This is a genomic window from Pelagibius sp. (assembly GCF_028281305.1).
GTDB lineage: Bacteria > Pseudomonadota > Alphaproteobacteria > Kiloniellales > Kiloniellaceae > Pelagibius.
Window position 1 is genome coordinate 1 of sequence record NZ_JANQKD010000008.1, and the last position, 20,563, is coordinate 20,563.

The window sequence follows — 20,563 nt, forward strand, 5'->3', positions numbered from 1 at the left end:
CCGCATGCCGCGCGAAAGCGTTGGCGCCTCCGTCACGACAACCAGACTGTAGCGGTCCGGCATCAGACAATAGGCCAGGCATCGCCAGCGATAGCGTGCGCAGGTCTCGCCCAGGATCTCCAGAAAGCGGCGCGAGTCCTCCGGCGCGCGAAAGACCGTCAGACCCGCGTTTCCGAGGGTCGATATGAAGTAAGCGGCGCCAGGCCGCTCAAGCCGAAGGGGTCGCGCCATGTGGCCCAGTCTATTCATTGTGCTTGACTTGTGCAAGACCTGACCCCTGAATCGCTGGAAAGATGCCGCAGGGCTGACCGGACGCGACGACAGGCAGGCGGAGCCTTGGACACTGTGCTCTTGCCGCTGTCACCCGATCGTGACGGGATGTTGATCGCGGCCGCCAATACCTGGGCTATCGCTGGCGCCATGCCGCGGGAGGTTCCGACGCCCGTGAAAGCGCACACACGCCGATGCCCATCAACGTTACAAACGACCGGACCCATCCTGTCGCCCGATCAGTGAAGGACACCTTTAGATGAAGAAGCTCATCCTCGTCGCTTTCCTCGCCGGCAGCATCGGCTTTGTCGCCGGCAATGCCTTCTGGTATCTGGCCAGTCCCTTGTGGATCGACCAGGTGGTGGACGAAAGCATTTCCCAGTCGGAGACAGATCAGATCCTGGCCCGCGGCACCTTCTCCGATGCCGATGCCGCCCACCGCGGCCGCGGCACGGCGACGATCTTTCAGGGTACGGACGGACGGCGCACGCTGCGCCTCAGCGACTTCGAGGTCACCAACGGCCCGGACCTGGAAGTCTGGCTGGTAGCGGCCGAAAACATCACCGCTTCGTCGGATGTGACCGCGAGCGAGTGGCTCGCCCTCGGCCAACTGAAGGGAAACATCGGCGACCAGAATTATGACATTCCCGCCGATGCCGATCTTTCGAAGTACAATTCAGTTGTCATCTGGTGCGAGCAGTTCGGCGTGCTGTTTTCGCCCGCCTCCCTCCTGCGCTGAGCCGGAAAGAAAAGCGCCTCCTCGATGAATAGAGGAGGCGGCGAGCTTTTCTATACTGCGTTGAAATAGGGCGCTTTTCAAAAATGGTGGTGGGGTACCGCTTGTCGCGGCACCCCACCAGCCCAGGGACTGGGTAATCCCTGGTATCCCGGACTGCTGGGAGATGGGGTTAGCCTTCCGGGATAGGGGCAGGTCAATGACGAGAAATCTAGGCGCGCCTTGTTTCTGCTCTGTGTCTCGCCATCGGTTTTTTTGTTTCTTTCACTTCAGTTTCCGGGTGGAAAACCCGCAGGAACCCTGACCTTCACAGCCATCAGCTGCCATCCAGAATGAGCCCCTGAACCTGCATGGCATGCAGCTTCTTGAAGTGGCCGTCATGCCGTGCCAGCAACTCCGCCTGGCTGCCCTGCTCCACGATTGCGCCGTCACGGAAAACCAGGATGCGGTCGACGCTGCGCACCGTCGACAGCCGGTGTGCGATGACGATCGTGGTCCGTCCCTCCATCAACTCCTCGATGGCTTCCTGGATCTGGGTTTCGGTGATCGAGTCCAGACTGCTTGTCGCCTCATCGAGAATCAGGATCGGCGCATCGGCCAGAAAGGCGCGGGCCAGGGCCACCCGCTGGCGTTCGCCGCCGGACAGCTTCACCCCGCGTTCACCCACCAGGGTTTCGTAGCCCTGAGGCAGGCGGGTGATGAAATCGTGCGCGTAGGCGCGCCGCGCCGCTGCTTCGATCTCTGCCTGACTGGCTTCCGGCCGGGCGTAGGCGATGTTTTCCGCCAGGCTGCGGTGAAACAGCGCCGGATCCTGCGGCACCAGGGCGATCGCCTGGCGCAGGCTTTCCTGGGTCGCCTCCGCCACGTTCTGTCCGTCGATCAGAATGCGGCCCGCATCGACATCGTAGAGACGCTGCACCAGCTTCACGAAGGTCGACTTGCCGCTTCCCGACGGCCCGACCAGCGCCACACGCTCCCCCGCTGCGATCTGCAGCGAGAAGTCGGCATAGATCGGCCGCTCCTGGTTGCCGTAGCGGAAGGTCACGCCATCGAAGGCGATGGCGCCCTGATCGGCGGCCAACGGCTTGGCATTGGCGCTGTCGGCAACGCCGATGTCCTGTTGCTCGAAGCCGACCAGGTCTTCGATCTCGTTGATCGCCTTTTGCATGTTGCGGACGTGATGACCGATTTCGCGCAGGTAGCCGTGCACGACGAAGTAGCTCGTCATCACGAAGGTCACATCACCGGCTGTCGCCAGCCCCTTCGACCAGTACCAGAGCGCCAGCGACAGAAGGCCGCCCTGCAGCAGCATCGACATGGCCGAAAGCACGGTGCCGCTGTTGATTTCGCGCGACCATGCCCAGCGTGCATGGCGGCGCCAGCGGTCGGCCACGTCGAAGAAGCGCTTGTCCTCCCGCAGTTCCGCGCCGAAGGACTTCACCGCCGCGTTGCAGGTGACCGCATCGGCCATGGCCGCGCCCATGGCGGAATCCGACTTGTTCATCACGACATTGGCCGGTGCCACGTAGCGCGATGCCAAGGCGATGCTGAGCACCACATAGGCGATAGACGCGACCAGCACGAACAGACCCATCAACAGCCAATGGGCCATCAGGTTCGCGGTCACGCCGACCAGAACGATGGCGGCGGGCAGAAAGCCGATGTAGATGGTGTCGGCGAATTCGTCATAGGCCCACATGCCGCGCGAGATCTTGCGCACCGTCGCCCCGGCGAAGCTGTTGGCCTGCCAGTCGGCGGAGAACCGTTGCACGCGGTAGAAAGCATCGCAGACGATCCGCCGCATGGTGATCGTCGCTATCGGTATCCAGAATCGATAGGACACCTCGCGAAAGAGATAGAACCCGAGCGAGATAGCAACGAAGGCCGCAAGGGCCGCATATGCGGCGCCGATCTGGGCGCTGCGCTCGTTCAGGGCGACGTCCGCCAGCGCGTCGATCAGCCGACCCGCAAAGAGCGGCAGAAAAACATCGCAGAGCGTCGCCAAGGCCATGGTGAAGAATGCGCCGCCAAGCAGCCAGCGGACCTGCAGCCAGTAACGGCCCACAAATGCCGCGGCGTCGCGGAAACCGAACTTGTTCTTCATGGTTTTCTGTGCCGCCCCGCAGTACGCACTGCGTGGCGGCCTCCTTATCTTCTGAACCATCTCAGGCGGCGCGGCGCGCGCCACCACACAGGGAGAGCGACCGAAGGCTCAAGCGGAGAAGGTCAGGAGGCGCACGTGCAGCGGCTGGGTGCCACGTGAGCCTGAAAGATCTGGAATGGAGAGATCCGCCGGCCCGGTCAACGTCCCGGGCCGTAGTGCCACCGGCTTAACAGGGTGGCGCAAAGACGCGGGACGCGACGATGTCGAACATGATGCTAAGCATCCGCTATCCCTCTTCCTCTAAGTGTCTTTGCCAAGGGCGCGCGCACGGCGCCCAACGGAACTGCCGTTGTGCCACAAAGCCGCGCCGCTGAAAAGTGACAAATCTGTTAGGGCGCGCCCGCACGCGCAAAGCCGCGAGCACAAAAGAGGTATCCACGGTGACGGACTGCGCGGTCGAACTGGACGCGCATTTACTCAGAACTGCCTTTGAACCTACGCCCGCTGCCTAGACGACAGAACTACGCAGGTGACGCTTCCCTTCCAGGACGGATCAGTCAGTGAATGAGGAGATGGATCATGCGTAGCACCGTTGGAGCAGGCACGCGCCTGCTCATCACCGCCCCGGTCCTCGCCGTTGCGGTCTCCCTCCTGGCCTCGGCCGCCGTGGTCGAAGCCCAAGCCGGCGAAAACCGGCCTCTTCCCCAAGCGAACGGGGCCCCGGCAAGTGACGCGATAAAGCTGCGTCCGCTGCCGCCCAAACCGGCCCGCGAGGTCTTTGTGCGGTCCAAACCGCACGTCAACGTCGGGGCGCAAAACCAAGGCATGTCGAAGATAAAGGCACGCCCCGGCCGCCCCACGGGCCCCGGCAGCTTCGCTGCGCCACCGCACGAGTTGGCGGACTGGTACTGCGGCGAGGGCTCCGGTCCCGGCGGCTATGCCGAATGCACGGACGACCTGATTGCATCGTGCAGCGGCACCTACAAGCCGCCTGGCACCAACGGCCCCGAACAGACCTGGGGCATGTGCCACGAGTCGACCGGCTGATACGCCGGACCGCCCGGTGTTCCGCGCTGCAGGATGCACAGGTTCGTCGTGCCCCTGCGGCGCGGGCGCCTCTTAGAAACCGAGATCCGGAGCGGTGAGTCTCCTGGCCTGAAAGGCGCTGCAATGGCGGAGCCCGCTGTGCTATGGGTTGCAGCATTGCTCGTGCCCAGTGTGAGCGAACGCCCCGGAGTGACCGATGTCCCAAGCAGCCGCCCTTGATCTACGCCCCTTCCTGCCGCTGACCCCTTCAGACGTGGCGGTCCTTCACATCCGCTGCGGCAGCGACATCTACGAGGGCCTGCAGGCGGCGGGCATACCTGGAAGCTTCCTCGAAGTCTCCGACCCCTTGTGCCAGGGACCGCTGTCCTCGAACCACGCTCCGGGCGCACTGCGCCGTCACCGCGCGGACGTCATCGCATCGACGTACAAGGACGTCGGCGATGCCGCCTCGGTCCTGCAGAAGCTGGAAGGCGAAGCCGAGGGTCTGGAAAAGCTGGACCGCTATGCGAAGATCGTCCTTTGGTTCGAGCACGATCTCTACGATCAGGCCGTTCTCCTGCGTCTCCTAGACGAGCTTGGCGGGCGCCCGGCGCTGCATGACCGCCTCTTCCTGATCACCATCGACGGTTTCGCAGGGGTCGACCGCTTTCTCGGCCTGGGCCAACTCGCACCCGATCAGTTGGCCCAGCTCTGGGGCCGCGAAACAGCGATCACCCAGGCGCAGTTCGACGACGCCGCAGCGCTCTGGGCCGCATACAGCAGCGGTGACCCGCTGGCCCTGCAGGACAGCCTCGACACGGTGTCCGGCGCCCTGCCCTTTGCGCGCCAAGCGCTGCTGCGACATCTGCAGGAACTGCCCTGGCTCGGCTCCGGGCTCGGGTTGACCGAGCAGCTCACGCTCACCGCCATCGCCGACGGCGCCGATACGCCGGGCCGGGTCTTCGCCCGGCTCATGCGGGATCTGGACCCACAGCCCTACCTGGGCGATGCCATGTTCTGGCCCTTGCTGGCGGGGCTGGCCCGGGCGCCCGCGCCGGCGGTCACCGCGTTTTCGGAGTGGCGCGACCCGATCGAACTGACCAAGCTTGGCCGCGATCTTCTCGACGGAAAGTGCGACTGGTTGGATCACGCGCGCCTGGACCGCTGGATCGGCGGCCTTCATCTGGTCGGGCAGAACCCACCCTATCTCTGGGACCCGGAGCAGGGCCGCGCGGTCACCGGGCCCGCCTGATCCAGCAGATCGGTCCGGGAAACGCGACCGGAAGACGAATCCCACCCTCTGCTTCGCAGAAAGCGCGTATTGTGCATCGCCTGCCATCGCGTCACCCTGTCGCACAGGTGTATGCAGTGCCGCCTGCATGCACGAGGCTCGGGACCACAATCACTTTATGGCGAAGAAGCCCCGCTCCTACAAACCGGTCTCCGGCTTCGACCTGCCGCGCTATGCGGGCATTCCCACCTTCATGCGCCTGCCGCACGTCCCTCTGGACGAGGTGGAAGACGTGCAGATCGGCCTGATCGGCGTGCCCTGGGACGGGGGCACGACGAACCGCGCCGGCGCACGGCACGGACCGCGGCAGATCCGCGATCTCTCGACCCTCGTGCGCAACGTGCATCATGTCAGCGGTATCAGGCCTTTCGACCTCGCGAACTGCGCCGACCTGGGCGATACGCCGGTCAATCCTATCGACCTTCAGGATACCATCGGCCGCATCGAAGCCTTCTACGGCAAGGTCCATGCCGCCGGCATCCTGCCGCTTTCGGCCGGCGGGGACCATCTGGCCAGCCTTCCAATCCTGCGCGCCATCGCCCGCACGCAGCCTGTGGGCATGGTGCACTTCGATGCCCATACCGATACCAACGACCGCTACTTCGGCGAACACAAGCTGACCCATGGCACGCCCTTTCGCCGCGCCATCGAAGAGGGCCTGCTCGATCCCAGGCGCACCGTCCAGATCGGCATCCGCGGCTCCCTCTACACCAGCCACGACATGGATTGGGGTTTGGAGCAGGGCATCCGGGTCATCACCATCGAGGAGTTCTACGATCTGGGTGTGGAGGCGGTCATTCAGGAGGCCCGCCGCGTCGTCGGTGACGGGCCGACCTACGTCTCCTTTGACGTCGATGGGCTCGACCCGGTCTACGCCCCCGGGACCGGCACGCCGGAGATCGGCGGCTTCACCACCCATGAAGCCCAGCGCATGATCCGCGGCCTGCGCGGCGTTAACCTTGTTGGCGGCGATGTGGTCGAAGTGGCCCCGCCTTTCGACCCCAGCGGGGCCACAGCCCTGGTCGGCGCCACCATGATGTATGAGATTCTCTGTCTGCTCAGCGAAGTCGTCGCCAAATCGTAAAGGATCGGTTAAAATAGTCCTGCAATTTCAATGGTATGGTTAACGGCCACGAGGGCCGTGACAGCGATGCAGGAGGCGACCATGAGGAAGTACAGAGCGGCCCGCGCCCGGGCCCATGCCGCCAAGGTGGACAGCAAACGTCAGGGTTTGCTGCTTGGCGCCGTGATCACGATCCTGGCCTGCCTGGTCTTGGCCGCGTGGTCGCAACAGGTGAATGCCGCCATACGCGGCCCCGCCACCACCGACTCGGAAGCCATGCTGTCGGACGACGAGGCCGTCACACCGCGCGACGTGCTGGTCGGACGCTGGTACGGCGAGCAGCAGCGGGCCGGCGGCAAGATGAAGCGCTGGACGGTCGAGACCTTCCCGGACGGGGTTTTCCTGATCACCTTCCGCTTCTACGAGCCGGACGGCGACTTCCGCGAGCAGATCGAGGTCGGCGAGTGGGCGGTTTCCGGCCCGGTCTACTTCCTGTCCACCAAGGGCTGGATCGACGGCGACACGCTTCTGGAGGCCGACACCACCAGTCCCGAGCTTTACGATGCTTACCGGATCATCCGGCTGGATCCCGAGGTCTTCGAGTACGAGCACTTCGTCAGCGGCAACCGATACAGGGTGCACCGCGTCAGCAGCAGCTTCGCGCTGCCGGAGTAACGAGCCGCCACTGCCAGGCACCGTCCCCTGCTTCAGGTCGCGTAGTCGACCGGCAGGGCCGTGGTGTACTTGATCGCCTCCATGGCGAAGGACGAACTGACGTCAAACAGCGGCACCGCAGCGATCAGACGCTTGTACACCGTATCGTAGGCCTTGATGTCGGGAACCACGATCCGCAGCATATAGTCGATCTCGCCGCTCATGCGGTAGAGTTCCACCACCTCGGGAATGCGGGTGACCTTGGCGGCAAAGTCGTTGAGCCAGTCCTCGTCGTGCCGGGACGTCCGGATCGCGACAAAGACCGTCACCCCGACATTCATCTTCTCCGGGTTCAGGAGCGCGACGCGCCGCTCGATGATCCCCTCCGCCTCCATCTTCTGAATTCGGCGCCAGCAGGGCGAGGCCGAGAGCCCCACCTGCTCGGCGATCTCCGCAACGGGAAGATCAGCTCTCTCCTGCAGAACCTTAAGGATTCTGCGATCGACATCATCCAAGGTTGATTTCACCTCAAATACAGAAATATTGGAAAAATTTTTCCCCTATTATGCCGATTTTGCGCAAGTTTGCAAGATCCTGCCCCCGAATCCTCGATATGCTCTGCCGTGTCGTCAGCAATGGCCGGCAGCGGCCGTCGGGCCGCGCAGCCAGGACTTTATGGAGTTGATCCGGTGCCTTTGCGTTCCCTGTTCGAAGAACATCCGGCCTCGGTGGGCGAGACCTACAGGCAGCACATGGCCTCCGCCTGGGGATTTTCCTGGCGTATGGCGGTGGCGAGCCTGGCCTGCCTGATCCATGCCTTGCTGCCCTTCCTGTTTGAGAAGTACGGCAGCCAGATGATCACCAAACTCCACGACCGTATGGTGCTCAACCGCCATCGCGACAGCCAGGCGGGCGCCCAAACATCGGCCCAGACACCGGCCCAGACACCGGCCCTACAGAGCGAGCGCAGCGCCGCCTGACCGGCCCCACACTGCTGCAGCCGTTCAACACCTTTCCCTGATCTCGGGGCGCGCACCCGGCGGAAACCAGTCCCGGGGGAAACACAGGAACCTGCTGCGCAAAGCTGCTAGACTTGTCCCGCTGCCGAGCGGGGCATGATCCATCGCCCTCCCACGGCATCAAAAAATCAAAAGAGCGACGGCGGCGCGACCGCATGAATAGGTCGACCGGCCCAGCCAACCGGAGGAGAGATCATGAGCGCGACGCTTTTCACCAATGTGCAGATCATCGATGGCTCCGGCGAGGCGCCTTTCGCCGGCGCGGTTCTGGTCGAAGGCAACCGGATCAAGAGCGTCGCCCGGTCGGCCGATGGCCTTTCGCGGGACGGCGCCACGGTGGTGGACGGCGGCGGCCAGACGCTGATGCCCGGGCTCATTGAGTCCCACGCCCATATCAGTTTCTGCGACACTCCGAACCTGGAGGGCCTCGGCGACATTCCGCCCGAGGAGCACACCCTCAAAACCATGACCTATGCCCGCAAGATGCTGGATCAGGGCTTCACGGCGCTGTTCTCGGCCGCCGCGGCCAAGGCGCGGCTGGATGTGGTGATCCGCAACGCCATCGACGAGGGCATCATTCCCGGCCCGCGCATGCGCGCCGCCAGCCCGGAACTGACGGTGACGGGCGGTCTGGGCGATGTCCGGCGCGCCCATATGTACCGCGAGACCTTTGCGATCTGCTGCGACGGCGCCGATGAGTTCCTGCGCACCGCGCGGGAGATGTGCCGCGAAGGTGTCGACACCCTGAAGATCAATCCCTCCGGCGACGAGTTCGTGCCCTTCGCCCGCGCGCATCAGACCGTGATGAACGAGGCCGAGGTGGCCGCCGTCTGCGAGGTTGCGCGCTCGCGCGGGAAAAAGGTCGCGGCTCATGCCCGCTCAGCGGAATCGGTGAAGATGTGCGCACGCAACGGTGTCGACGTGATCTACCACGCGACGCTCTGCGACGAGGAAGCACTGGACATGCTCGAGGCGCGCAAGGACGACGTCTTCGTCGCGCCGGCCATGGGTATCATGTACGCGACCTCTCGGGGCGAAGGCGCCAAATGGGGCATCGACAAGGATCACCCGGTCGCCGTCTACTTCGCCCGCGAACTGGAGATGTGCGTCGAGAACATGAAGCTGCTGCGCAAGCGCGGTCTGCGGGTGCTGCCGGGCGGCGACTACGGCTTTGCCTGGAACCCGATCGGCACCAACGCCCGAGATCTGGAGCACTTCGTGAAGCTGCTCGACTTCACCCCGCTGGAGGCGATTGCCGCGGCCACCAAGCTGGGCGGCGAGCTGATGGAGATGGACACCGGACTCATCGAAGAGGGCTATCTGGCCGACCTGCTGCTGGTGAACGGCGACCCGGCCAAGGATGTGACCCTGCTGCAGAAAGCCGAGAACCTGAATGCCATCATGAAAAACGGCGTGTTCCACAAGAGCCCTGGCGGCGATGCCGAGCTGGGCCGGGTCGCAGCCGAGTAGGCGCTGCGGCGCTCCGCCGCGTGGACTTTCACCGCCGCCCAGCTATGTCCTCGGCAGAGAGTGACCGGGAGGCAGGCGGACAGAGATGAGACATCGTTGGTTTGCGGAGAGGCTTCGCGCCGCCGGACTTGTTGCAGCCGGCTTCGTTCTGGCGGCTGCCGCGCTTTCGATCCAGCCCCTGTCGCCGGCCGGCGCCAGCACGGAGGGGCTGCTGCTTCAGGACCACGCCCTGGTCGGCAGTATCTGGGACACCCGGACCGGCCTGCGGGCCACCGAGGCCGATCTTGTGGCGGCAGCGGCCAGGGCCAAATGGGTCCTGCTGGGCGAGAAGCACGACAACCCCGAACATCATCGTCTGCAGGCGCGCATCGTTGATGCCATCGGCGCCGCCGGCCGCCGGCCCGCCGTGGTTTGGGAGATGGCGGAACCGGCCCACGCGCAGACGCTCCGCGCCGCCACGGCCCGGACTGTCGATGGCCTCGGCGATGCGCTCTCCTGGGAAGCACGCGGCTGGCCGGCCTGGTCGAGCTATCGCCCGATCGCCGAAGCCGCCCTGAAGCACGGCATGACCATGGCGCCCGGCAACGCTTCGCCGGAGGCGACCAGGGCCGTCGGGCGCGGCGAGCCGCTCACAGCGGCTGAGATCGAACGGCTCAATTGGACTCTGGAGTACTCCGAGGCTCAACTCGACGAGCTCACCGGAATCCTCGCGGACTCCCACTGCAGAATGCTGCCGGAGCGAATGTTGCCGGGCATGGCCGACGTGCAGCGGCTGCGCGACGCCTGGATGAGTGCCAGCCTGCGCGAGGCCGACAGCGGCGACGGCGCCATCCTGATCGCCGGCGGCCAACACGTCCGCGAGGATTGGGGCGTGCCCTGGCGCCTCGGAGAGGACGTCTTCAGCTTGGCCATCATCGAGGTGGTACGGGGCGAGGAGATCGCCGAAACCTACTCCTCCTTCGATGAGGCGAAGTTCGACTTCGTCTGGTTCACGGCCCGGGTCGACGAAGAAGACCTCTGCGAGAAGTTCCGCCGCCAAATGAAAGGCTGAGGCGGCAGGCCGTCGAAGCGCTCACCGCAGGGGTGGTCAGGCGCTCTGCCCCAGCGTCAGGCGCAGAACCGTATTGCCGCCGGCATCCAGAAGCAGCAGGTCCTCCTGATCCAGGCGATAGCCCCGGGTGCTGTCCAGGGCCTGCAGCATGCGGTCTTCCTGCCCCATGGCGGGACCGGGACAGGCCTTTTTGGTGGTGCCCAGGTTCCCGAAGGCCATGGCATCGTTGTCGACAATCGCCGACCCGAAGTAACTGTTGCAGCCGGCATTTCCGCTGACCTTGCCGTCGGCAGCGATCAGCAGATCGGATACAATCCCCGGGACAACAGGCTGCCCGTCGATCTGACTGGCAATCCAGGTTCGGCCGTAGATCTGTTCGGCCATCTCGTCCCGTTCATCGACGGCCAGAGAACATGCGCCCAAGAGGGCCGCGACAGCGCCCCACGCCGCAACCGCCCGTACGCCGGCCACGCCGCGCATCCGAAACACCTGACCCATAACCCCGCTCCTCACTCCAGCCGCCCTTCGGACCCCCGGCTGCGCCACCTCAACCCTCCCAGGCTACCGCTAACCGTCAGTGGTTTTCCAGCCCCTCGAATGCCTGGCCTGTCCCGGTAACTCAGATTTTCGCCGCGGTTGAAGTCCCGGACACAAACGTCACCACAGGATTGCTAGCCGCCTTCCGCCGGCATCGCGCGATCGACGATGGTGCGGCTGCCGGCATGCGCCGCACCGCATCCGTAGGTATGGCGGAACCCGCCGCCGAGGCGGCTGGCGACAAAGGCATCGGCCACCGCCGCCGGAGCATGCCGGCGCAGAATCGCGGCCGCGGCGGTGACGGCCAGCCGCTCGACAAACCACCGCGCCCCGGCCTCCAGGCCCTGGGGATCGGCCAGTCTCGCGCGCAGGTCGCCGATCGCGGACGCCAGGGCCTTGTCGCCCGCGCTCGCCTCGTCGAGTTCTTCCAACACCAGGGCCACGGCAGCACTGTCCTGAGACAGTACGCGCAGCACGTCCAGACACATGACATTGCCCGAGCCTTCCCAGATGGCGTTCAGCGGCAGTTCCCGGTAAAGCCGCGCCGCCAAGCCGTCCTCGACGTAACCGTTCCCGCCCAGGCATTCCATAGCCTCGTAGCCCAGAGCCGGGGCGATCTTGCAGACCCAGTACTTGGTCACCGGCGTCATCAGGCGCCGCCAGGCCGCCGCCTCATCGCTTTGCGCGGCCTCGTCGAACGCGCGCGCCAGGCGAAAGGCGAGCGCCGTCGCCGCCTCGACGTCCAGGGCCATGTCGGCCAGCACCTGGGTCATCAGCGGCTGATCGACGAGCCGCTTCTGAAAGACGTTGCGGTGGCGGCAATGGCGGACGGCCTGCGCCAGCGCGAGACGCATCTGCCCGGCGGAAGCCACGGCGCAGTCCAGGCGCGTCATGGTGACCATCTCGATGATGGTGGCGATGCCCCGTCCCTCCTCGCCCACCAGCCAGCCATGCACGCCCTGCAGTTCGACCTCTGAGGAGGCGTTGGAGCGGTTGCCGAGTTTGTCCTTCAGCCGCTGCAGGCGCAGCGGATTGACCGATCCGTCCGGCAGAAAGCGCGGAACCAGGAAACAGGAGAGGCCAGCCGGCGCCTGGGCCAGCATCAGGAATGCATCGCACATGGGCGCAGAGAGGAACCACTTGTGGCCCACCAGGACGTATTCCGCCCCCGGCCCGCCGGCGCCGGCCGGCTGCGCGGTTGTGGTGTTGGCACGCACGTCGGTGCCGCCCTGCTTCTCGGTCATGCCCATGCCGATGGTGGCACCGGTCTTCTCCGTCATGGGCTTGAAGGCCGGGTCGTAGCGCCGCGACAGCATCTTGGGCAGCAGCGGCTCGGCAAGCTCCGCCTGCAGAAGCAGGGTCGGCACGGCCGCATTGGTCATGGTGATCGGGCAGACATGGCCCGGTTCCATCTGGGTCATCATGTAGAGCCGCGCGAGGCGTGCCACATGCGCTCCCGGCGGCGGACCGCCCCCGCCATCTTTCAGATGCTCCCAAGGGCTGCAGTGCAGACCGGCGGCGCAGCTCATGGTCATCGCTTCGTGGTAGGCCGGATGGAACTCGATGCGGTCCGCCGGAAAGCCCTTCTGGTCGAAGCGGTGGAGCTTCGGCAGGTTCTCGTTTGCCAGACGGCCGATCTCAAAGCCGCGCGCCGAGCCTGTGGCGGCGCCGAAGGCCGCCAGGTCCTGCGCCTCCGCGCCGCCGCCTTCCCGCTCGACAGCCTCGCGCAGCGCCGCGTCGCTGAGAAAGAGGTTCACATCCTCGAAGGGCGGGCTCTGGTTGGTGACCTCGTGGGTGGCAAAGCTCTGTTCCGACATCGCCGCCTCCTTGCGCAGGGACTGGACCTGGGACCGGGCCGGACCGGGGTCAATCCTAACGCGATCCCTCCGGCCGTCCTACAACAGGGAATTTTGCGCTCCCCCGGGCGTCCACAAACTGGGGCATCCACCGACGGGGGGCAAAGCGGCGTGACTGCTTCCGCAGTCCCGTCGTTCCTCTCCGCTGATCACCGGAATCTCACAACTTCTGCAGGGTTTCAGGCCTATATGCTCCAGCATCCGCGTAACCAATCGAACGGCAGACCATGAAGATCACTCGGCGTCGGACGCTGGGCCAGGGCTTGGCTGTGCTGGGGACCGCCCTGACCCTTCCCAACCTGACTCTTCCCGGTCCAGCCGGCGCGCAAGGTCAAGCCCTGCGCCTGGGCCCGCCCACGGACTTCGATTGGAACTGGCTGATCGACCATGCACGGCAGCGCGCCGCCGGCCCCTACGTCGAGCCGCCGCGCCCGGCCCCCGGCGTGGTGCAGGAGATCGACTACGACGCCCACGGCAAGCTGCGCCTGCATCCGGAGTACGCGCTCTGGGGAACGGAAGGCAGCGTCTATCCCATCACCTTCGTCCATCTCGGGCGCTACTTCCCCAAGTCCGTTCGCATGCATCAGGTGGAAAACGGTCAGGCCCGCGAGGTGCTCTATGCGCCGGACTACTTCACCATCCCGGCCGACCATCCGGCGGCCCGCATCCCGCCCGATGCCTCCGCCTTCGCCGGCTTCTGGGTCCAGGAGTCGCGCCGCTCCGGCGACTGGCGCGCGCGCGAGCCCTGGGTCACCTTTGTCGGCGCCTCCTACTTCAGAGCCGTCGGTCCGCTGGGACAGGTCGGTCTCTCCGCCCGCGGCATCGCCATCAACGTCGGCGACCCAGGCCCGGAGGAGTTCCCCGACTTCACGCAGTTCTGGTTCACGCCGACCCAGCGGGAGGGCGACCCCCAGGTCGTTTACGCACTGCTGGAGGGTCCCAGTCTGACCGGCGCCTACCGCTTTGTCATGGAACGCGGGCGTGCCGTGGTCATGGAGGTGGAAAAGCGACTTTTCATCCGCCGCGACATCGCGCGCCTGGGGATCGCGCCGCTCACCTCCATGTTCTGGTTCGGCGAATACGGCGATCAGCGCCTCAAGGACTGGCGGCCGGAGGTGCACGATTCCGACGGCCTGGCGCTCTGGACAGGCACCGGCGAGCGCATCTGGCGCCCGCTCAACAACCCGCCCCGGCTGATGACCTCCAGCTTTCAGGACGGCGATCCGCGCGGCTTCGGTTTGTCGCAGCGCGACCGCAGCTACGCCCACTATCTCGACGGCGTGAACTACCACCATCGCCCTAGCTGCTGGGTCGAACCCTTGGACTCCTGGGGCGAAGGGGCCGTGCAACTGGTCGAGCTGCCGACCGACGACGAGATCCACGACAACATCGTCGCCTACTGGCGCCCGGCCGATCCCGTGTTGGCCGGCAGCAGCCTGACATACCGCTACCGCCTGCACTGGGTCGAGTTCGAGCCGTTCTTTCCGGTGGTCGACCTGGCACGCTGCGTAGCCACCCGCATGGGCCGCGGCGGCGAGGCCGGCAAGCCGCGCCCGGAAGGCGTCGTAAAGTTCGTGGTCGAGTTCGACGGCCCGAGCCTGGCCGACATTCCCTGGGGCGCCCGGCCGAAGGTGGTGGTCTCCGCCTCGCGCGGGGAGGTCAGCCTCAACCGTTCCGAGCCGGTCTGGTACACGCCGCGCTGGCTCGCCTCTTTCGATCTGACGGTCACCGGGAGCGAGCCCGTAGAGCTGCGCTGCTTTCTGGAACTGGAGGGCCGGACTCTGACCGAAAACTGGCTCTACCAGTACCATCCACCGGCTTGACGCGCGGCCCCTTCCTCAGACACAGCCGAAAGTGATACGCCGGCGCCTGTGGGTCGTATAACCCAGACACTCCGCGACGTTTGGGCAACATCATGGCCGTTCGAAACCTTGTCCTGGTCCTTGGCGACCAGCTTTCACCCGATCTCTCTTCCCTGAAGGCCGCCGACCCGGCGCAAGACCGGGTGCTCATGGTGGAGGTCCGGGAGGAAGCCACCTATGTCCGGCACCACAAAAAAAAGATCGCCTTTCTCTTTGCCGCCATGCGCCACTTCGCCGAGGCACTGAGGAACACCGGTTGGCAGCTTGACTACGTCGCGCTCGATGCAAAAGACAATGCCGGCAGCTTTACCGGCGAAGTGAACCGTGCCGTCGCACGCCACAGCCCGAAGCGTCTGGTTGTCACCGAGCCCGGCGAGTGGCGCCTGCGGGACGCCATGAGCCGCTGGGCGGACGACCTCGGCCTGCCGGTCGACGTCCTCGAGGACGACCGTTTCCTCTGCTCCCGCGCCGACTTCGCCACCTGGGCCGAGGGGCGCAAGCAACTGCGTATGGAATTCTTCTACCGGGACATGCGGCGCAAGACCGGCCTGCTGATGGAGGGCGACAAGCCGGAGGGCGGCAAGTGGAACTTCGACGCCGAAAACCGCAAGCCGGCCAAGGCCGACCTCTTCCTGCCGCAACCCCATCGGGTCGAACCCGATACAATTACGCAGGATGTGCTCGACCTCGTCGGGCAGCATTTCAGCGATCACTTCGGCGACCTGCAGCCCTTCTGGTTCGCCGTTACCGCGGCGCAGGCTGAAGCAGCCCTTGAGCACTTCGTCGAACATGCCCTGCCCCTCTTCGGCGACTATCAGGATGCGATGCTGGAGGGCGAGCGCTTCCTCTATCACTCAGTCCTCTCGCTCTACATCAACGCCGGCCTTCTGGACCCCCTAGCGGTCTGCCGCCGCGTAGAAAGTGAATACCGCGCCGGGCGCGCGCCGCTGAACGCCGCCGAGGGCTTCATTCGCCAGATCATCGGCTGGCGCGAATACGTGCGCGGGATCTACTGGCTGAAGATGCCGGACTATGTGGAACAGAATTTCTTCGAAGCCGACCGGCCGCTGCCGGAGTTCTATTGGACCGCGGAGACCGACATGGCCTGCGTGAAGGCCGCCGTCACTCAGACCAAGGAAGAAGCCTACGCCCACCATATCCAGCGCCTGATGGTGACCGGCAATTTCGCCATGCTGGCCGGGGTCGATCCGAGGGAGGTGCACGAGTGGTACCTGGCGGTCTACGCCGACGCCTACGAGTGGGTCGAGCTGCCCAACACCCTGGGCATGAGCCAGTTCGCCGACGGCGGCCTGCTCGGCTCCAAGCCCTATGCCGCCAGCGGCAACTACATCAACAAGATGTCGGACCACTGCGCCCACTGCCGCTACGACGTGAAGCAGAAGACCGGTGACAACGCCTGCCCCTTCAATCCCCTTTACTGGGATTTTCTGCTGCGCAACGAGGAAAAGCTGCGCGGCAACCCGCGCCTCGCCCAGGTCTACCGCACCTGGGCGCGCATGAGCCCGGAGAAGCAAAAAGACTATCGGGCAAGTGCGGCCAAAGTGCTGGCTGACCTCCGCTAGGAATTCAGATCGAGATTCTGCAGCAGTTTCGGGATCCTTGCCTTGAGCTGAAAGAACCTTTTGGCGGCATAGGGCCAGACGGCGCGATCGTAGCGGCGCGTCACCGGCAGCAGCGTGATGCCGGCGTCGGCAAGCACCGGACGCGCAGCAGTCAAGCAATCCCGCACCGGCCCGACGGCCGGAGCGGCGGTCACGATCACAGACAGGTCATGGCTGCGCGCCCAGTGCACCAGACCTGCGCCCCAGTCTTCGGCCTGTGCCTGGAGGCCATCAGCACCAGCAGCCTCCGACCCGAACGCCTCGGCACCGCGGGACAGCGCATCGGCCACGGCACCAGCGGCAAAACTGGAGGCGCCCTCGCTGGTTGCCATAGGAGAGCGCGCTGCCGTTGCGGCCAATCCCAGAAGGGCGCTGGGCCGGCCCGGTAGATCGAGGCTCTCCGGCTGCCCGTCCTCCTCCGTCACCAGCAGGCCGAAGCGCCCGGGATCCCTAGGCACAGCGTCGAACTGCGGCGGGAGTGGCGCATCCACGGCGGACTCGCTCAGGGCCGGCGCGGCCGTCGCAAGCTGGCCCGCCGGATCAAAGCGCCCCTCCGTATAGCGGGCGATGTTCGACGCCCGCGCAAGATAGGTCTTGCCCTTCGTGTGGAGCCCAGCCACCCAGCGCCAGCCCAGAGTGTTGGAGGCCGGGTCGCCGTCCAGAAGATGACGCAGGAAGAAATCGGCGCCCAGTTGCCAGGGCAGGCGCAGCGTGAAGATCCAGATGCTGGCGAACCACATGCGGGTGTGGTTGTGCAGATAGCCCGTGGCGACCAGTTCCTGCGCCCAGGCATCGAAGCAGTCGATCCCGCTGCGCCCCCCGACGGCGGCTTCGTAGCGGTCGCGCAGCCCCGCATCCCGTTCGAGGTCTTCGAGGCCGGCCAGAAGATCGGCCCGGTAGCGCGTCCAGACCTGCGGCCGGTGTTCGAGCCAACCCTTGAAGTAGCCGCGCCAGAAGACCTCCTGCACGAACTTCTCCGCGGCGGCAAAGCTGTGGCGTTGCAGGGTCGCGCCCAGGACTTCTTCTTCCAGGATCAGGCGATGGCGGATCCACGGCGAGAGGGCCGAAACGTTCGAGCGATCTCCCGGTCCGAAGTCGAAGTTGCGGCTCGCGGCATAGGCCCGCCCGGCCTGGGGCACAAACCGCTGCAGCCGCGCGAGCGCAGCGGCCCGCCGCGACACCCAGCCCGGAGAGATCAAGTCAATGTCGGTTCCGGCGTCCACAGGCTATCCTGTCTTTGGCTTTGGCACTGCAACGCAACCACGCGAACAGCGACAGCATGACCGGCTTCAGCGAAGGGGACATCGCCGCGTGCATTCTCGCGCTTTGCCGCGCGCGCGGAGCGGGCAAGACGGTCTGCCCGTCGGAGGTCGCCCGCAGGCTGGCACCCGACGGCGACGGCTGGCGTGCGCTGATGCCCGCGGTCCGGGCCGCTGCCGCGGTGCTGGCGAGAGATGGCCGCGTCGTCATTCTGCAAAAGGGTGTTGCGGTCTGCCCCGGCGCGGCCCGCGGTCCGATCCGGCTTGGCCTTCCGCCCCCTTGAACCTGCGCAGTCGTCAGCCATGCTTGCGCTTGGCCTCCCGCCGGCACCGCTCGGAACAGTAGCGCACCTGTTCCCAGTCCCGCGCCCATTTGCGGCGCCAGGAAAAGGACAGGCCGCAGTGCGCGCAGATCTTCGTCGGAAGATCGCCCTTTCTGCGCATCGTCATGGCAGCTCCTTCGCCCCGAGCGCCAGGGACAGCTGATCGTCCGCTCCCGGCGCTTGCTTTGGGCGCCGGACCGGCCGGACCCCGCTCTTGCGGCTGCCGTGTTTGTCCTGAATGGCGTCGGCCGCTGCCCGGTAGGCGCCGCCGCGCCGCACCGCCCAGACCTTCTGCCGTGCCTCGCGGGCTGCAGCCAGGTGGTCGACGATGGGAAAGGGATAGTGGCGGTCCAGCACACGCCCCGCCGCCTCCCAGCGCCAGGGCTCGTGAACGAAGGCGTCCGGAACATCAGCCAGTTCGGGAATCCAGCGGCGCACGAAAGCGCCCTGCGGGTCCTGGTCGTGGCCCTGCTTCACGGGGTTGTAGATCCTCACAGTGTTGATGCCGGTCGTGCCGGACTGCATCTGCACCTGGGGCCAGTGAATGCCGGGGTCGTAGTCCGTGAAGAGGCGCGCCAGGTGTTCGCCGGGCCGCCGCCAGTCCAGCCAGAGGTGATAGCTCGCAACCGCCATCAGCATGGCGCGCATACGGAAGTTCATCCAGCCCGTGGCCGTCAGCGCGCGCATACAGGCATCGACAAAGGGCAGACCGGTCTCGCCCTTGCACCAGGCCTCCAGACGCGCCCGGTCCGGCTCGGCCGCACGGAGGCCCGCGTAAGCGCCGTGCAGGCAGGCGAACTCCAGGCGCGGTTCGTCTTCCAGCTTCTGCGCGAAATGACAGCGCCAGTGCAGGCGCCCGGCGAAGGACGTCATGGAGCCGCGCCAGCCCGCCGTGTTCTCAGTCCGCGCCGCGCTCTTCGCCGCTTCTTTCAAGGCCCGCTGCCGCGCCCAGGTCGCCTGGGCAACCTCGCGCGCGGAGAGGCTGCCCCAGGCGAGGTGCGGCGACAGCCGCGAGCAGACGGTCTCGCCCGTGGCGGGGCCCGACATGGCGCGGCGGTAGTCGCGGCCCCGCTCGATGAGAAAACTATGCAGGCGCTCCAGCCCGGCATCGCGCCCGCCGCGCTGGCGCTGCGGACAGGGATCGTCGCGCAGCCCCAGTTCCGCCGCCGCGGGAATGCTGCCGGGATCCAGCCCGGCCAGCGGCGGCAGGCCAGGCGGCGGCGCGGTCAGCGGTTCGGCCATGAAGCGGTCCCAGCGGCGCGCCCAGCCGTCGCGCGAAGCGAGCCGGCGGATAACGCCGTTCTGCCGCTCCTGATGCCAGATGATGCCACGCGCCCGGCACCAGGCCGCCACCTGGCGGTCGCGGGCGTAGGTCCAGGCGTTGCCGGTTTCCTCGTGCGACCAGAGCGCAGCCATTCCCCGGTCAGCATGGATGTGCTCCAGGGCATCCACGACAGAGCCCACGCGAACCACCAGGGGCTGGCCCAAAGCTGCCAGATCGCGGCGAAGCTCGGCGAGACAGTCCGCGACAAAGGCCCAGTGGCGCCCGGCCATGTCCGGCTGATGCCACAAAGCGGGCTCCACCACGAAGAGCGGCAGCATCGGCCCCTGCGCCGCCGCCTTGGCAAGGGCGCGCTGATCGGCGATCCGCAGATCGCGTTTGAACCAGACCACGTGAAGGGGAGCCGTCATCTGTGCCTTCGCTACCAGAGGCCGCGGTGCCGGAAAGGGCGGCCCGCTTCCCAGAGAACTAGGGCGTGATGGGATCGAGGCGAGGCCGCCGGGAAAGCGCGGGACGATCCTGTCGTTGCAGCGTCGTCAACCTGGCCGGCGCACCATAAGCCCTTCGATTAATCAAAACCATAACGATACTTACTGCATCGATCACTCAACCAAATGTTAACGCGGCAGACCCAGTCTTTCCCTCTGAGCGTTGCCAAGACCGGGAGCGCCTGTGCCGCTAACGCCTGGCCGCTCACACCTGATGGTGCTTTCGGCCCTGTTTGGTTGCTGCCAGTCATGATCTATCACCTGTACGACAACAACCGCCAGCACCTGGCGATGTCGGACTCCCTCGAGGACCTCCAGAGCGCGGCCCTGCAAGCCTTTCTGGAAGACGGCCTGCCTTTTGCGTTTATTCGCTGGTCCGACGCTGCCGGGCAGCAGCAGGAACGGCGAATCACGGCGGCCAATGTCACCAGCACCGGACGTCCTGCGGCAGCTCCAACGATGCCGCACTACGGCGCGGCTCAACCCACGCGCCGCAGAAGGCGGCAGCGCTCTGCGCGCCAGCGGGCGAACTTCTTCACCGGGGTGGCGATCCTGTTCCTGCTGCTGTACATGGCAAGCGAGTTCGTCTCGATCCTCGGCTACTGACACGGCGGCACTGGGAGGCCGCTGCCAGGCGCTCAAAGCAGCTT

Annotated in this window: 20 protein-coding genes; 12 read left to right on the top strand and 8 right to left on the bottom strand. The window is 65.9% G+C overall.

Going from position 1 to position 20,563, the window contains the following annotated elements; all coding sequences use genetic code 11:
- The coding region (locus tag Q0982_RS01490; RefSeq protein WP_299391127.1) for a hypothetical protein at positions 1-231 on the bottom strand (231 nt) is incomplete at its 3' end.
- 298 nt (positions 232-529) lie between these two features.
- Between Q0982_RS01490 and Q0982_RS01495 the strand changes: the two genes are divergently transcribed.
- Positions 530-1,009: a DM13 domain-containing protein gene (locus Q0982_RS01495; RefSeq protein WP_299391129.1), complete on the top strand. Its 480-nt coding sequence runs from the start codon at positions 530-532 to the stop codon at positions 1,007-1,009.
- Positions 1,010-1,322: 313 nt separating this feature from the next.
- Here Q0982_RS01495 and Q0982_RS01500 read toward each other — a convergent pair whose 3' ends face one another.
- Positions 1,323-3,110 (bottom strand): ABC transporter ATP-binding protein, encoded by a 1,788-nt coding sequence (locus Q0982_RS01500; RefSeq protein ID WP_299391131.1) that lies wholly within the window; start codon positions 3,108-3,110, stop codon positions 1,323-1,325.
- Between the two features lie 579 nt (positions 3,111-3,689).
- On the opposite strand from Q0982_RS01500, the gene Q0982_RS01505 reads away from it, so the two are divergent.
- From Q0982_RS01505 to Q0982_RS01520, 4 genes are all read left to right on the top strand, one after another.
- Positions 3,690-4,157: a hypothetical protein gene (locus Q0982_RS01505; RefSeq protein WP_299391133.1), complete on the top strand. Its 468-nt coding sequence runs from the start codon at positions 3,690-3,692 to the stop codon at positions 4,155-4,157.
- 196 nt (positions 4,158-4,353) lie between these two features.
- Positions 4,354-5,388: a DUF1835 domain-containing protein gene (locus Q0982_RS01510; protein WP_299391134.1), complete on the top strand. Its 1,035-nt coding sequence runs from the start codon at positions 4,354-4,356 to the stop codon at positions 5,386-5,388.
- A 157-nt stretch (positions 5,389-5,545) separates the two neighbouring features.
- Positions 5,546-6,511, top strand: a complete 966-nt coding sequence (gene speB / locus Q0982_RS01515; RefSeq protein WP_299391136.1) for an agmatinase — start codon at positions 5,546-5,548, stop codon at positions 6,509-6,511.
- Between the two features lie 81 nt (positions 6,512-6,592).
- Complete coding sequence (locus Q0982_RS01520) at positions 6,593-7,165, top strand: hypothetical protein (RefSeq protein WP_299391138.1); 573 nt, start codon at positions 6,593-6,595, stop codon at positions 7,163-7,165.
- A gap of 32 nt (positions 7,166-7,197) precedes the next feature.
- Here Q0982_RS01520 and Q0982_RS01525 read toward each other — a convergent pair whose 3' ends face one another.
- A complete protein-coding gene (locus Q0982_RS01525; RefSeq protein ID WP_299391139.1) occupies positions 7,198-7,659 on the bottom strand; it encodes an Lrp/AsnC family transcriptional regulator in 462 nt (153 codons plus the stop codon).
- Between the two features lie 174 nt (positions 7,660-7,833).
- Between Q0982_RS01525 and Q0982_RS01530 the strand changes: the two genes are divergently transcribed.
- From Q0982_RS01530 to Q0982_RS01540, 3 genes are all read left to right on the top strand, one after another.
- Positions 7,834-8,124 (top strand): DUF6356 family protein, encoded by a 291-nt coding sequence (locus Q0982_RS01530; protein ID WP_299391141.1) that lies wholly within the window; start codon positions 7,834-7,836, stop codon positions 8,122-8,124.
- Between the two features lie 234 nt (positions 8,125-8,358).
- Entirely contained in the window at positions 8,359-9,633 is a 1,275-nt protein-coding gene (locus tag Q0982_RS01535) for an amidohydrolase family protein (RefSeq protein ID WP_299391143.1), read from the top strand.
- An 85-nt stretch (positions 9,634-9,718) separates the two neighbouring features.
- On the top strand, positions 9,719-10,684 hold the full coding sequence (locus Q0982_RS01540; protein ID WP_299391145.1) for a ChaN family lipoprotein: 966 nt from the start codon (positions 9,719-9,721) through the stop codon (positions 10,682-10,684).
- Positions 10,685-10,720: 36 nt separating this feature from the next.
- Here the strand turns inward: Q0982_RS01540 and Q0982_RS01545 are convergent, their stop codons facing one another.
- The gene (locus Q0982_RS01545; RefSeq protein WP_299391146.1) at positions 10,721-11,068 is read right to left on the bottom strand and encodes an META domain-containing protein; all 348 of its coding nucleotides are present in this window, start codon (positions 11,066-11,068) and stop codon (positions 10,721-10,723) included.
- A gap of 287 nt (positions 11,069-11,355) precedes the next feature.
- Positions 11,356-13,038 (bottom strand): isovaleryl-CoA dehydrogenase, encoded by a 1,683-nt coding sequence (locus Q0982_RS01550; RefSeq protein WP_299391148.1) that lies wholly within the window; start codon positions 13,036-13,038, stop codon positions 11,356-11,358.
- A gap of 266 nt (positions 13,039-13,304) precedes the next feature.
- Between Q0982_RS01550 and Q0982_RS01555 the strand changes: the two genes are divergently transcribed.
- Positions 13,305-14,900: a glucan biosynthesis protein gene (locus Q0982_RS01555; RefSeq protein WP_299391150.1), complete on the top strand. Its 1,596-nt coding sequence runs from the start codon at positions 13,305-13,307 to the stop codon at positions 14,898-14,900.
- A 92-nt stretch (positions 14,901-14,992) separates the two neighbouring features.
- A complete protein-coding gene (locus Q0982_RS01560; RefSeq protein WP_299391151.1) occupies positions 14,993-16,522 on the top strand; it encodes a cryptochrome/photolyase family protein in 1,530 nt (509 codons plus the stop codon).
- Here Q0982_RS01560 and Q0982_RS01565 read toward each other — a convergent pair.
- Positions 16,519-17,784, bottom strand: coding sequence for an FAD-binding domain-containing protein (locus Q0982_RS01565; protein WP_299391153.1), 1,266 nt, complete (start codon positions 17,782-17,784; stop codon positions 16,519-16,521). The two genes, Q0982_RS01560 and Q0982_RS01565, sit on opposite strands and share 4 nt — an antisense overlap.
- A gap of 56 nt (positions 17,785-17,840) precedes the next feature.
- Here Q0982_RS01565 and Q0982_RS01570 point away from each other — a divergent pair, with 56 nt between their 5' ends.
- Positions 17,841-18,104: a DUF3253 domain-containing protein gene (locus tag Q0982_RS01570; RefSeq protein ID WP_299391155.1), complete on the top strand. Its 264-nt coding sequence runs from the start codon at positions 17,841-17,843 to the stop codon at positions 18,102-18,104.
- Between the two features lie 13 nt (positions 18,105-18,117).
- On the opposite strand, the gene Q0982_RS01575 is transcribed toward Q0982_RS01570, so the two are convergent.
- Positions 18,118-18,264 (bottom strand): DUF2256 domain-containing protein, encoded by a 147-nt coding sequence (locus Q0982_RS01575; RefSeq protein ID WP_299391202.1) that lies wholly within the window; start codon positions 18,262-18,264, stop codon positions 18,118-18,120.
- 2 nt (positions 18,265-18,266) lie between these two features.
- Positions 18,267-19,835: a deoxyribodipyrimidine photo-lyase gene (locus Q0982_RS01580; RefSeq protein ID WP_299391156.1), complete on the bottom strand. Its 1,569-nt coding sequence runs from the start codon at positions 19,833-19,835 to the stop codon at positions 18,267-18,269.
- Between the two features lie 327 nt (positions 19,836-20,162).
- On the opposite strand from Q0982_RS01580, the gene Q0982_RS01585 reads away from it, so the two are divergent.
- Positions 20,163-20,519 (top strand): hypothetical protein, encoded by a 357-nt coding sequence (locus Q0982_RS01585; protein WP_299391158.1) that lies wholly within the window; start codon positions 20,163-20,165, stop codon positions 20,517-20,519.
- The last annotated feature ends 44 nt before the right edge of the window (positions 20,520-20,563 follow it).